At 33.3% G+C, this 11971-nt stretch carries 17 protein-coding genes; 6 read left to right on the top strand and 11 right to left on the bottom strand.

The window, feature by feature from the left end:
- Window positions 1-22 precede the first annotated feature (22 nt).
- Window positions 23-139: a DUF4321 domain-containing protein gene (locus tag CS063_RS18255; RefSeq protein WP_408640907.1), complete on the top strand. Its 117-nt coding sequence runs from the start codon at window positions 23-25 to the stop codon at window positions 137-139.
- Here CS063_RS18255 and CS063_RS17965 read toward each other — a convergent pair.
- Together CS063_RS17965 and CS063_RS16855 are read right to left on the bottom strand one after the other, a co-directional pair.
- Entirely contained in the window at window positions 87-215 is a 129-nt protein-coding gene (locus CS063_RS17965) for a hypothetical protein (RefSeq protein WP_308415558.1), read from the bottom strand. The genes CS063_RS18255 and CS063_RS17965 overlap by 53 nt on opposite strands.
- 76 nt (window positions 216-291) lie before the next feature.
- A complete protein-coding gene (locus CS063_RS16855; RefSeq protein WP_099450850.1) occupies window positions 292-933 on the bottom strand; it encodes a flavin reductase in 642 nt (213 codons plus the stop codon).
- A 200-nt stretch (window positions 934-1133) separates the two neighbouring features.
- On the opposite strand from CS063_RS16855, the gene CS063_RS17750 reads away from it, so the two are divergent.
- Window positions 1134-1286, top strand: a complete 153-nt coding sequence (locus tag CS063_RS17750; protein ID WP_180270843.1) for a hypothetical protein — start codon at window positions 1134-1136, stop codon at window positions 1284-1286.
- A 96-nt stretch (window positions 1287-1382) separates the two neighbouring features.
- On the opposite strand, the gene CS063_RS16850 is transcribed toward CS063_RS17750, so the two are convergent.
- Window positions 1383-2351, bottom strand: coding sequence for a Gfo/Idh/MocA family protein (locus CS063_RS16850; RefSeq protein ID WP_099450849.1), 969 nt, complete (start codon window positions 2349-2351; stop codon window positions 1383-1385).
- 146 nt (window positions 2352-2497) lie between these two features.
- Here CS063_RS16850 and CS063_RS16845 point away from each other — a divergent pair, with 146 nt between their 5' ends.
- The gene (locus CS063_RS16845; protein ID WP_099450848.1) at window positions 2498-3985 is read left to right on the top strand and encodes a phytoene desaturase family protein; all 1488 of its coding nucleotides are present in this window, start codon (window positions 2498-2500) and stop codon (window positions 3983-3985) included.
- Between the two features lie 206 nt (window positions 3986-4191).
- Here the strand turns inward: CS063_RS16845 and CS063_RS16840 are convergent, their stop codons facing one another.
- From CS063_RS16840 to CS063_RS17745, 8 genes are all read right to left on the bottom strand, one after another.
- Entirely contained in the window at window positions 4192-4683 is a 492-nt protein-coding gene (locus CS063_RS16840) for a tyrosine-type recombinase/integrase (RefSeq protein ID WP_099450847.1), read from the bottom strand.
- 63 nt (window positions 4684-4746) lie between these two features.
- Window positions 4747-5385 carry a tyrosine-type recombinase/integrase gene (locus CS063_RS16835; RefSeq protein WP_099450846.1) on the bottom strand — a complete coding sequence of 213 codons (639 nt, stop codon included), beginning with the start codon at window positions 5383-5385 and terminating at the stop codon, window positions 4747-4749.
- 1425 nt (window positions 5386-6810) lie between these two features.
- The gene (locus tag CS063_RS16825) at window positions 6811-7698 is read right to left on the bottom strand and encodes a hypothetical protein (RefSeq protein ID WP_099450845.1); all 888 of its coding nucleotides are present in this window, start codon (window positions 7696-7698) and stop codon (window positions 6811-6813) included.
- Between the two features lie 2 nt (window positions 7699-7700).
- On the bottom strand, window positions 7701-8345 hold the full coding sequence (locus CS063_RS16820; protein ID WP_099450844.1) for an AbiTii domain-containing protein: 645 nt from the start codon (window positions 8343-8345) through the stop codon (window positions 7701-7703).
- A gap of 12 nt (window positions 8346-8357) precedes the next feature.
- Window positions 8358-9209 carry a hypothetical protein gene (locus tag CS063_RS16815; RefSeq protein WP_099450843.1) on the bottom strand — a complete coding sequence of 284 codons (852 nt, stop codon included), beginning with the start codon at window positions 9207-9209 and terminating at the stop codon, window positions 8358-8360.
- Window positions 9210-9251: 42 nt separating this feature from the next.
- Window positions 9252-9866 carry a hypothetical protein gene (locus CS063_RS16810; RefSeq protein ID WP_099450842.1) on the bottom strand — a complete coding sequence of 205 codons (615 nt, stop codon included), beginning with the start codon at window positions 9864-9866 and terminating at the stop codon, window positions 9252-9254.
- A gap of 18 nt (window positions 9867-9884) precedes the next feature.
- Window positions 9885-10310 carry a hypothetical protein gene (locus tag CS063_RS16805; protein ID WP_099450841.1) on the bottom strand — a complete coding sequence of 142 codons (426 nt, stop codon included), beginning with the start codon at window positions 10308-10310 and terminating at the stop codon, window positions 9885-9887.
- Entirely contained in the window at window positions 10295-10456 is a 162-nt protein-coding gene (locus CS063_RS17745) for a hypothetical protein (protein WP_180270842.1), read from the bottom strand. The genes CS063_RS16805 and CS063_RS17745 overlap by 16 nt, the downstream gene beginning before the upstream one ends.
- Before the next feature lie 180 nt (window positions 10457-10636).
- Here CS063_RS17745 and CS063_RS16800 point away from each other — a divergent pair, with 180 nt between their 5' ends.
- From CS063_RS16800 to CS063_RS16790, 3 genes are all read left to right on the top strand, one after another.
- On the top strand, window positions 10637-10846 hold the full coding sequence (locus CS063_RS16800) for a hypothetical protein (RefSeq protein WP_099450840.1): 210 nt from the start codon (window positions 10637-10639) through the stop codon (window positions 10844-10846).
- 1 nt (window position 10847) lies between these two features.
- Entirely contained in the window at window positions 10848-11180 is a 333-nt protein-coding gene (locus tag CS063_RS16795; RefSeq protein WP_099450839.1) for a hypothetical protein, read from the top strand.
- 216 nt (window positions 11181-11396) lie between these two features.
- Window positions 11397-11804, top strand: coding sequence for a hypothetical protein (locus tag CS063_RS16790; RefSeq protein ID WP_099450838.1), 408 nt, complete (start codon window positions 11397-11399; stop codon window positions 11802-11804).
- Window positions 11805-11971 lie beyond the last annotated feature (167 nt).

Raw genomic sequence — 11971 nt, 5'->3', positions numbered from 1 at the left:
GAATTATGCAGGAGTTTTTGGGCTGGATAATCCTATTCAACTGGACTTAGGTGTTATGTGGCTTTCTTTTCAAGCACATCTTAACATTACTTTAGCAGGCCTATGGAATCTCGGTCTAAGACCGTTGCTCTTATTTTAAGAAGAGCTTCCTCCGCCATAGGTAATTCTACAAATTTAGTTTCTTGATCACGTGTACATACCATCTTTACTTTCATGCTAACCTCTTCCTTTCTTTATAAGTGAATCCTAGTCTTAGTTTAAGTGTTTTTATTAAAATTATCCCTCCATCCGTTAAGCTCTATAAAACACTTTTTTAGGTTGTCCACATATAGGACAAACATAAGTATCTGGCAGTTGTTCAAAAGAAATATCTCCTTCATAAATATAATGACAAACTGAACACTCATATTGTGTGTTTTGCTCAGGCAGCGCTTGTTGTTCTTCTAAGTTGACCGGTTTTACTTTCCCTGCCTTTAGCTCTCTATAATAAGCATATGTCATGGGTTCAGCATCTAATAATTTAGTTGCCTCTACAACTTCTCCAATAAAAAGAGTATGGGATCCTAAATCTATTTGTTCAATTACCTTACAAGAAAAGGTAGCTATACTGTCCTTTTCAATGACTGGTATACCTAATCTATCTGTTTTGTACGTCATGTTTTGAAATTTATTAGCATTTCGTCCACTTTGAAACCCAAAATGAGCAATCGTTTCTAAAGAAGCATGTTTACCTAAAACAGATACTGTAAATTTCTTAGAAGCATCCACCATATAATGCGTTAAATTACTTTTTAAAACAGTTATACTCACACGTGTTGGCTCTGCAGTAAGCTGCCCACACGTATTGATAATACATGCATTTTTTGCACCATTATTTTCTGCTCCTAAAATAAATATACCATAGGTTAATGTAAATAATGCCGTTTGATCCATCGCCTATTTCCTCCTCTTTGGTCTGATTGTAATTATTTTAACATACTCCAAATAGTTAGTAAATGAGACTTATTATCTATTTCTTAATAAACAATCTCTCTAATAAGCATTCTTTTCATTTAGGAAAGTAATAATTTAACCTATAACTAACCATACTAAATAATATCGTTTTATTATTTTAGCCAAGGAGGACTTTAAATATGTCTCATAAACAAACAAAATCTGCCACTGATAATGCCTGGGTGGGTAATCAAAGTGATGAAGGCACAAATTACTTTCATGATAAAGCAAAGAAGTCTGCTACCAATAACCAATGGGTTTCTACAGGTGTAAGCAAAGGTGATGGCAAATAATTCCTTCGATTTTACACATTATAAACTACAAAGAGCACCTATTCTTTCTAGAATAAATGCCCTTTGTAGTTTACACTCATTACTTATGTTTAAAACTTATTCTCCTGGGTAGATGACTCCCCATTCTTTTCTAAGATAATCCATCATTTCCATTACCCGAATCGTTTCTGCATGTGGCATTGCTTCGCACTCTAATTGACCTGCTTTAATAGCTGCAATAGCATCTATTACCTGATACTCATACCCGCTAATTTGCTCAGGCACCTCCACACATTTAATCATTTCACGCTCCATATTAAAGACACAGACCTTTTCACAGTTATTAATATTTTCAATGATAATAAAGCCTTTGTCTCCATAAATAATTCCCTTCCTATCGGATAAAGCTAAGGCGGTACTATTCAAAACAGCCATCTCTCCTGTTTTATAGGTAAATGTTATGCTATTTTGTAAATCTACACCTGTATCTGATAAAGTAGCAGTAGATGTTATTTTTTCAATTTCATTACCAAATACCATCAGTGCAAAATTGATAGGATAGATGCCTAAGTCAAGAAGTGCACCACCAGCTAACTCTGGTCTTATAATACGCTCTTTTTCCGCAATATTATAACCTAAATTAGCTGTCAGCAGAGCAGGTTTACCAATGATATCACTTTTTATGAGTTCACTAATTAGTTTCCTTGAAGGCATATATCTTGTCCAAATAGCTTCTGTAATAAAAACTCCTTTTTCTTTGGCTAAAGCTAATAATTCTCGTGCTTCTTTTGCATTACGTGTAAAAGCTTTCTCACAAAGTACAGCTTTGCCATGTTCAATACATAACTTAGCGTGTTCATAATGATGAGAGTGAGGAGTTGCAATATAAATGAGCTCTACTTCCTCATCCTTTACTAGTTCCTCATAAGACCCATAGGCTTTTTCACATTGATAACTTTTAGCAAAAGCCTCTGCACGCTCTAAATCCCTCGCTGCCACAGCATAGCAAGTTGCTTCCTCCATCTGATTAAGTGTAGCTGCCATCACCTTTGCAATTTTTCCTGCACCTAAAATACCTATCTTCATCCTCTAGCTCCTTTCTCAATCTTCCTTATTTATATTCTAGTATATACTAATTAGCTCCAAGTATAAACACCTTTTGATTTTGAATCTGAATAGGTTAATGTTTTAGCGGATAAAATACACTATAATTTATACTTTTGGAGGGCTCTATGCGTCAGAAAATACTTATAGTGGGGGCTGGTATTGGGGGACTATGTACTGGAATCAGACTCCTTCATGCAGGTTATCACGTTACGATTTACGAAAAAAATGCCTATCCAGGTGGTGTTCTTCATTCTATCTCAAGTCCTGATGGCCTTTTTAAATGGGACGAAAGTGCTAGCATTGCCATTAATCCCCTCACTTATTTTGAAATTTTTCAGGATGTAGATCGCCGCCCTGAAGACTATTTTCAGTGGCTTCCTCTTCCTTATTACTATCATGTTTTTTGGTCTTCCGCTAAATCTTTAACTTTCAGTGCAAATTTATCTCAAACTCAGACTGCATTAAGTACTTTATTTCCTAAAGATGTGGAAGGGTATACACGGTTTGTATTTGATACGTCTTTAAAGTATTTAAAGAGTAAAAATCATTTACTTAACCGTTCTTTTATAAAAACTAAAGATTGCTTTCACCCACGTACACTCTACCAACTTCTTCAGGTTGCACCCTTTACAACGGCAAGTGATTACATCGCTCACTATATTCATTCTCCAGAACTAAGACAGCTCCTACTTTTTCAGACATTTTTTATGGGAAGCTCCCCTTATAAATTACCTAATACCTATGCAGCTATTCCAGCTCAATCCCAAATTGAAGGCATTATGCATATCAAAGGTGGTCTAAGTGCCTACACCCTTGCATTAGCTAGGTTGTTTAACGAACTAGGTGGAAAGATTTACTATAAGCAACCTATTGACCAAGTAATTACAAAGCATCACGTTGTAAAAGGTGTACGTTGTGGGACTACCTTCATCCCTTCTGACAGAGTGCTACTTAATACAGATTTTCTGTATGCTGTAAACCACCTGTTGCCCACACGCCACATTCCTTCCTTTGAGCTTTCTTGTTCTACCTTTATTATCCATTTAGGGCTTGCTAAAAAATTGAAAGAGTTGGAAGTTCATAATCTGTATATCCATGCTTCTTTTAAGAAGGAGATAGAAAGGATTTTTCAAGGGAAGTTACCCATTTCTCCTTCCTTATATCTTTACTATCCTTCTGCTTTAGATAATAGTTTTTGCCAAAATCCAACTCATTCTATTCTTAATATTATGGTGCGTGTACCTCACCTTCATGCTTCCTCTATAAGCTGGACACCTTACCTCATAGATAGACTTTATCAAACTTGCCTTGCTATCCTGCGTACCCTCCCAGGGTTAGGTGATCTCAATCAGCATATTCTCTATCGCTCTTTTACAACACCCCTTACCTTTGCAAAGAAGTATCATTATACTGCTGGAAGTTGTTTTGGCATTGGTCATACTTTCTTTCAAAGTTTAGTTTTTAGACCTCAAATGAGAGACCCCATTTATGCTAATCTCTACTATGTGGGCTCCTCTATCCATCCAGGTAATGGGGCTTCTATAGTCATGAATGGTGCTAAGCTACTAGCAGACACCATCATCAAAGAGGATGTAGCTCATTGCTCCAAGTAAATAGTTATTCTTGATGATGACATCGCTCTAAGCAAGAAGAACAACTCTTATTACAACTTAAGTCTTTTACTGGTTTGTATTTTGCCTTTGAAATAAGTTGTGTCATCGTTCCCATTGTAGATATCAATTTTTGCAAACTGCTACTTTTCAAGGCTTTCATTACTGAAAAAACAATGTTTATTAGTATTTATCTAAAACTAATTATACTATAAATCACTTTTCCTTTCACTATGCCCTTGAGAATTAAGGAGATTAACAAGGTTTTCCCGCATTCCCTCAGTAACATGGTGATAGTATTTCAAGGTAACTTCTTCTGTTGCATGACCTAATCTTTCTTTTGCTACAACAGCGGGAATATTATGTCCTGCAAGCCAACTAGCATGACTGTGTCTGAGGTTATGGAACTTAAATCCAATATCAAACTCTTTTTCTGCAATTCTACTCAGTACCCGTTCACTGTGTGAGGTTAAGGCTGTGCCGTCAGGTTTGATATTGATAAAATCCAAGTCCTCAACTATAGTTTTTGGTTTATTTCTTCCATTATCTATAGCAATTCGATTGACTTTATAAGCAACTCCGTATTCAGATTTAGATTTTTGTTGTTTTTCTCTCAAATCCTTTAAATGCAGATAAAGACAGCCAGGTAAATCAATGGTTCTAATTGCTGCTTTTGTTTTCAGGTTTCGTAGAACCCACATTTTATCCTCATAAATCAACTGTTTGTTAATGGATAGAGTATGCTTATCCCAGTCTATATCGGATCATAGTAGTCCATATACCTCAGACCTTCTGCAACCTGTGTATGTACCTATAAGGAAAGAGGTAATTAAGTTTGTTGTACTAAATCTTTCCTGAAACCTATCAAGCTCTTGTTCGGTATAGATTTTAATAGCGGTTTCCTCTGTATCTGGTTTAGGTGCTGTTACTTTTGAGATAATGTTTTCTTTAAGGTATTCCTGCTCATGGGCAAACTTCCATAGTACCTTCATAAACTTTAATATGCTGACAATGTAGGTATTGCTATGGGTCTGAGATAAAGAAAAAAGATTTTCGGATAATTCCTTGTATGTAATCTTACCCATTTTAACATTTCCCCAGTTGGGTTCTAAATGATTTTTATAAACAGTTCCATACTTAGTAAGTGTAGATTTTTCTCTATTGTAGACGGCATACTTGTTTATAAACTCATGATAGACCTGTGATAAGGAAACAAATTTATCTTTTGTTATGATTTTTGAAGGTGTAGTTTCAAGTAACAGTAACTTAGTTCTTGCCTTTTTTGCTTCTGTAATAGTGGTAAAACCAGACCTCTCTATATTTTTCCATTTATCTGTAAGTGGGTCTTTGACGTTTATTCTAAAAGAGTATTTTTCACCACGTTTTCTAATTCCCTCAGCCATAAAAACACTTCCCTTCCTTGATTTTAGTCACATGCTAACTCCAGAAATGACTACAGTCAAGGGAAAAGAACATGAAACATAGCAATGACGGGTTGAAGGGAATGTGGATTAAAAAATCAGGGGGAACTCCCACCCTTGGAAGTTAAGAAGTGTTGAAAACTCAAAGAGTTTATATATTTTTCAAGGCACTAATATAGTTTAATATATAGATATATGCTACGCACATATCTATATAACTCCATGTGCCTTTCTCAAAAAATTATTTTTAAAATCTATTTTCACATAAAACTCACTTTATCCCCGTAACTCCAACCAAAACCAACAACAAGGAAAATGACCACCATACCACAATCAATTTATGCAGCAATGACAGTCATTTTTAAACTTCTCCATATTCAATTTTTTCATATTTTTTAAACCTAACCTATCTCAACCTATAATTTACCCAGTCCAGTTTCCTTATCTTCAATTTTAAGCAATATTTTAGAGAGCAGGTATATATACATGACCCAGTAAAGCTTTTTCCACAATCTGAGGACTTACCCCTAAATAGTGTTGTGTAACGGCAACTGAGGAATGTTGTAATAATTCCCGCACAAGTTCAACATTGTACTAATTATCATTGTAAATCGACATAGCAAAGAACTTCCTGAAAGAATGTGTTCCTACATTCTCATATCCAAGATAGCCAACTGCCATTTTCAAGTGTTTCTGTATTCCTCTTATTCCAATGTCAAATAATCTTCTATCTGGTCTTATATTGTTATTCAGAGCGTACTCCTGCAGATAGGTATAGATTTCTGGTGTAATAGTAAAAGTCCTTGGTTTCTTAGTCTTTTGTTCTACAATGTTGAAATGATATCTACCACTTTCTTTCACTATATCCTTTAATTTCAATTGCAGTAGTCACCAATCCTAAGTCCAGTGTTGGCTTGTACCACAAAGGCTGTGGCTATTTTAATATTTGGCTGTACCTTGATACCTTATAGGTAAAGCCGTATTTGATTGTTGAAACTACACTTTCATACTCCTGTTTAGATAAAGCTCTGCATTTTTTATTCATAAAATCACCTCCAAAGTTCTTTAAATTGTATTGATTAGTTCGTATTATTCCCATTATTTTATCTAGGTATCTTGAAACCCTTGATTTACAAGGGCAGTTCGTTTTATATCTATTTTTGCCATTATTGATTTTGTTAGCCAAGTGCATGGCTTTGCCGAAGTTAAGGATTTTGATATGGTGTATATTTTTTAAGATAGAATTGCAACTATGGCTATGCCATAGTTGATTTTAAGATAGAGGTATGCCACCTGATACACCTTATATTTATCTTAAAAAAGATAGAACTTTATAGCTTAATCTATTAGTGATAAATTATTAAGTATAATCAAAAAGACCTCACATTACATAAGGTCTTTTATAAGCTAATGCACAATATTTATGTTTTTATCATGATAATCACATATGCTTTTCTTACATTTCAAAAGGTCAGAATTGAATTGTTCTATTTTATCATAAAGAGTATTCATTTTATCAATCCATTCATTGTACACATTCTCAACAGATATTTCTGCACCTTGATGAAATACGTAACTGACTGCATACATGTTACCAGGTGGGTCTATATAATATTCATTATCACTTTCGACACCAGAATGCTCTTTAATATATTGTTTAGCATCGTTTTCATTATTATAAATATCAATAATATCACCATTACTAGATTTTCTTACTAAATAAGGCGGCATTTTATACATATCTTCAATCTGATATTCAGAAAAGGACGTTATAGCTCTATCAAGTTCCCCTTTATATGTATCAAATGCTAGAGGCAATAGTAAATATTGTTCTGAAAAGTCTTTTATCTTATTGAATTGTAGATTTAGATTGTTTAGGTATTCTTTGTAAGTTAGCAGTGCATATACACAACCTTCGTTATCCTCCAAAATAGTATCTAGGTCAATACCATGGTCTAGCATTTGTTCTTCTGATGGCCAATTAGCATCTGTACAAAAATCAAGTTCATTCGCACGATAAATAGGCAATAAGTCTAATTCATTTAACATTTCAACAATATTGGTAACATTTTTTAGGTTTTTGTTACTTAGATAGGTATATGCCAATATGATTAATCCTGTTGTTAAACCACCAAAAATATTGAGGCAAGTAGAAAAACCAAACTCGTTGTTTCTAATATACAGGAGGTATGCAAAAGAAAGACTTGCTACTAGTGCAGTTGCTATGCCAACAATAAAGATTTTAATAGTTCTGTATTTCCATTTGAGTTTTTTTGGTATTTTGTATTTTCCCATATTCATTCACCTTTATTTTGTGTTGAGTTCTCTGTTCCTTGTTGCATTTGTGAGTTTGTAACGTCACCATAGAAATTGCTTATATAATTTACGATTTGTGGTTCGGATTGTGCTTTTTTCTTTTCTTCTTGCGTGAAGCTTAGTTCTTCGCCTGTTATTCCGTTTTCTTCTAAAATCAAAGACCAATCCAAAATCTTATTCTTTACTTGGTCTATAATATTACTAATCTGATTATGTGGTATAAATAATGTGTATTTTGTATCAAACCCTATAAGCTCAGATATTTTTACATTCACTGAAGCTGGCATAGGCATATTTGCTATCTCATTTTTTAGACTTAGCAAACTACATATACTAGGTATAGACTGATATGTTTTTCTGTTTGTAAATATTTCTTCAAATCTTATATCTTGTATCACAACCGATATCCATCCATGATATGGGTTCCACGCTTTTAGCTCACCATGAAGATTTCTATAATCAGGTATATTGGCTGCATCCTGATAGCCATTTAATTCACAGTTAATCCATTCTTCAAAATCCTTCAATCCTAATTTTCTAGCAACCAAAAGGGCCTTTCTCAACAAAGAAAGAATATCGGAGTTACTATCTACTGCCTGTTGTTGCAATTCTAAAACGATTGACATGCGTAAACCCCCTTACCATATAGGTAATTGCGTAATTAAACCACAAATACCTGTTGCAATCAGACTGCCGGTCACACCAACCGCTAAATCTTTTAGGGTGGAAAGTGCCTCTTTAATTTTTGTGGGTTCTTCTTTGCGGTTCACCATTTCAATAGTTTCTGTAACAATCCTTTTGACTTCCCCTGACCTGTCACCAAAATCCTCGTTGAAGTCACTGTTTTTAAATGATTTATTGATTTTAACAAGCGTTTTTAAAACCTGTTCATAGTCAAAGTTATTATGTATTACCATGCTTTGTGTTGAATTAACAGTCCCTTGCTGAAATTGTGAGTTTGTAACATTACCACCAATATGTAATGTATTATTTGTGACTTGTCCTTTTTCCATATAATCCTCCAATCTAGCAGCTGCATTACCTGCGTCCTGCATTGTTACAAAATAATCTCGTCCTTTACCATAAAGCTTTTCTGCAATCATAAAATCAGGATTTCCATAATCATGCCAATGTCTACGGTCTTCTTTGAAGGTCTTAGGATATTCATTATTATACTCTATGGATTTTCTCCCAATGTTTCTAAGTAATTTAACTTCTTTCTCTGAAATACAATCTTTGTCTATAGCAGTTCTAATTAATCCCAAATCAAATAATATTGTATCGAAGTAAGAAATCGTTGAAAGAATTGTAACCTGAAAGTCATAAGGAACTTTATCCCAATACTTATTTTCCACTAGTTGCTGTTTTCTTTGAATAATAAACTGCTTTCTTTCAGTGGTATATTCTATCCATACATTTATATCGCTCAAAATATCATGTAGCGATTGTTCTTCATACGATGTTGCTCCCCCAATTATCCCTTGTGCCATAATACCACTCCCTCATAATAGTATTTAAAATATATTTTAGTATTAAAACTGAGTTTTAATATATTCAAGTTGGGATTTTAAGCAAGAATACTTTGTTTTATCTGGATACACTATGTCATCTACAATCGGCTGGACCATTTTTCCAAGCATTATAACTGTTAACAAAATACAGATAAATGTTATACTTATTACGACTATTTCAGTAAGGTTTAAGTTATTTAAGATAACTCCGTAAGCCAATGTAATAAAAGGTAAAACAATACCTTGGATAGATATTTTGAATGCAGTTTTATTGGTTTCAGTAGAGCAATATTCAATCAGCCAGTCTAGTCCTTCAACGGTATACAAATTATAAGTATCAGAATTAAGTAACTCAATAAGAGGACTTATTTTTGTATTCTTATAATTTAATACCTTTTCAGCAACTCTCTGGTTCTCTGTTTTCTTTACGTAGATAACCATATATGTAAAATCTATAATTAGTATCAGCAAAGATATAATGGTAATTATATTAAATCTTTGTAGCATTGCAAATATTGAAAGGACTATTGTAGAAACAATTAGTACAACAATCATGAGTATTTCGTTTATCTTTAATTTCTTTCTATTTGCCAAATAGATTTCATTTTTATACTGTTGGAAAAAGTAATAAAACATTGAATACCACCATCCACATTATTTAATATTTTCTTTTGGATATAAGTCATTATTAATATCATATAACAATACTTTTTTGAAATCCAGGATATCTTCTTCATAGATTTCCGGATATGTTTTACCGCATTTAGGACAGATTAGTGTTCCATAACTATAATGAACAGTTGAACCATTAGCATTTTTTGATAACTCACAACCACATTGACAAACTGGTCTTAAATGTATGATTTCATATTGCCTCAAATAGCTATTTAAGTTATAGTCCCATGCAAATATCCATTTTTTATATTTACTTTTTTTGTAATTCAACCATTGCGGGGAATTGTCCACTTTCTCTGAAGAAAAACTATTATATATTTTCTTAACAACCCAAAGACCTATTATTATGAGTATAATGACAAACACAGGAACTTTAAATGTTAGAATAGTTAAAATCCATTCCACAATATTTTTATGACAAGGAGAATAGCCTCAAAAATATTTATTTTCTTATGTATAGAGGTCCCGATAGAAATAATTGCCGTTGCAATAATAGGAGATAAAATACCTATAGCCCATGCATTTGACAATATTTTTTTAATAGATTTCATTTAATCCCACCAATCATTTTTACCTATATTATACCATATATTTCATATTGTTTGACAGATATTGTTTTACTTCAACACATTATTTGATTTTTTAACATAAATACCTATTTCAATGCATATACGACCTCCTTTTGGACAGTTACTTTTATATTAAGTAACAACCAAAAAGGAGGTATTTTTATGAGAAGTAAATTAGCAGTGACAATGATTGTTCCTAAGAAAGCATTTGAGGTTTTAAGTATCATTGCTGAGCAAAATGTATGTGTGAAGTTAGAACTAGATGAAGAAAATAGAGAAATTACATTATCTGCGGATATGACGGATTTTCCTAATTATTCTAATGACGGTGGTTGGGAAGAAATAAATGATTTTCTAAAGGGGGTTGAGTAATATGGCTATTAATCAGGTAGTAACTACAGTTCCTGGGGTTATAGTTTTAAGAGCGGCAAAGGATAAGGCAGGTCAAAAGGCTTGTGCTTATCAGAATTGCCAAATCACTACTAAATGTGTACAGAGCAATATTCAGGCAGTAGATTTTATAGTTACACATGGTAGTTTGAAAGAGGTAGAAAAAGAAACTATAAGATTATTTGAACAAAAACATTTTAAATATTTATTGTTTTATTCTCCTAGGCAATTTACCAGCAATCAAAATGAGTTTATAGAGCTCGTTGAAATGTTGGAGCAGTTCTATGGTATTTATGTAAAGCAACTAAGACCATAAGCATATTCCCAAAATCCATTAGATTTTGAAACTGTCTTTTTATCCTAGAGATTTTGGTACTTCCCGAAATTATAGATTTTGGGAAGTTTTGAAAATGACACTTTAGATATTTTTAGATCATAAGCGTAAACTTTAAACTAAATTTTTCCAGTAACAAAAGCAATAAAAATGGGAAACCTCTATAGTCTAACACTACTCAAACAACGGAGGTTTCCCATGCATATTGCAAAGTTAGTATCTAGACTTTTTAAACTTTTTATACCATCTTTTATTGAAGAAATAGCAAAATCATCTGGTTTTATGAAACGCCATTCCAAACTTCTACCTGAAACCTTTGCTAAAGCAATGACATTGGGGCTTCTAGACGCTAAAAATATTACTGAAGAAGTCATTGCTGAAAAGTGTGCTGTTATCCAAAATGGTGTTTCTTTGACTAAGCAAGCCATTGGTGCTAGATTGCAAGATAGCGAGCTTTTTCTAAAAACATTATTAGAAAAGGCCTTTTCACTCATCTATTCTAATGCTTTAGAAAATCACACTTCATTGCTATTAAAGTATTTCACAGATGTTAAGCTTCTAGATGCTACAACTATTTCTTTACCTGATCAAGTAGCAGATGATTAGGTTGGAATGGGTGGACGTAATGCCAAGTCAGCTCTTAAAATTCAAACGCTTTATAGTGCCATCAATCACTCTATCACCCATTTTGATATTACTTCAGGGGTAACCCATGACACTTTAGCTTTACCTGAAATGATTGAAACTCTTTCAGAAAAAGAATTATTTTTAAC

The organism is Sporanaerobium hydrogeniformans (assembly GCF_002735925.1).
Classification (GTDB): domain Bacteria; phylum Bacillota; class Clostridia; order Lachnospirales; family Cellulosilyticaceae; genus Sporanaerobium; species Sporanaerobium hydrogeniformans.
Note: the sequence above shows the minus strand (reverse complement) of the source record. Positions and strands in the feature narration are given on the sequence as shown.

Coding starts and splice junctions, on each gene's coding strand:
- CS063_RS16795 (WP_099450839.1), top strand. CDS start 10,848: ATGGCTATTAATCAGGTAGTAACTACAGTTCCTGGGGTTATAGTTTTA.
- CS063_RS16855 (WP_099450850.1), bottom strand. CDS start 933: ATGGATCAAACGGCATTATTTACATTAACCTATGGTATATTTATTTTA.
- CS063_RS16825 (WP_099450845.1), bottom strand. CDS start 7,698: ATGGGAAAATACAAAATACCAAAAAAACTCAAATGGAAATACAGAACT.
- CS063_RS17750 (WP_180270843.1), top strand. CDS start 1,134: ATGTCTCATAAACAAACAAAATCTGCCACTGATAATGCCTGGGTGGGT.
- CS063_RS17965 (WP_308415558.1), bottom strand. CDS start 215: ATGAAAGTAAAGATGGTATGTACACGTGATCAAGAAACTAAATTTGTA.
- CS063_RS16845 (WP_099450848.1), top strand. CDS start 2,498: ATGCGTCAGAAAATACTTATAGTGGGGGCTGGTATTGGGGGACTATGT.
- CS063_RS16790 (WP_099450838.1), top strand. CDS start 11,397: ATGCATATTGCAAAGTTAGTATCTAGACTTTTTAAACTTTTTATACCA.
- CS063_RS17745 (WP_180270842.1), bottom strand. CDS start 10,456: ATGAAATCTATTAAAAAAATATTGTCAAATGCATGGGCTATAGGTATT.
- CS063_RS16820 (WP_099450844.1), bottom strand. CDS start 8,345: ATGTCAATCGTTTTAGAATTGCAACAACAGGCAGTAGATAGTAACTCC.
- CS063_RS16810 (WP_099450842.1), bottom strand. CDS start 9,866: ATGTTTTATTACTTTTTCCAACAGTATAAAAATGAAATCTATTTGGCA.
- CS063_RS16800 (WP_099450840.1), top strand. CDS start 10,637: ATGAGAAGTAAATTAGCAGTGACAATGATTGTTCCTAAGAAAGCATTT.
- CS063_RS16835 (WP_099450846.1), bottom strand. CDS start 5,385: ATGGCTGAGGGAATTAGAAAACGTGGTGAAAAATACTCTTTTAGAATA.
- CS063_RS16850 (WP_099450849.1), bottom strand. CDS start 2,351: ATGAAGATAGGTATTTTAGGTGCAGGAAAAATTGCAAAGGTGATGGCA.
- CS063_RS16815 (WP_099450843.1), bottom strand. CDS start 9,209: ATGGCACAAGGGATAATTGGGGGAGCAACATCGTATGAAGAACAATCG.
- CS063_RS16840 (WP_099450847.1), bottom strand. CDS start 4,683: ATGTGGGTTCTACGAAACCTGAAAACAAAAGCAGCAATTAGAACCATT.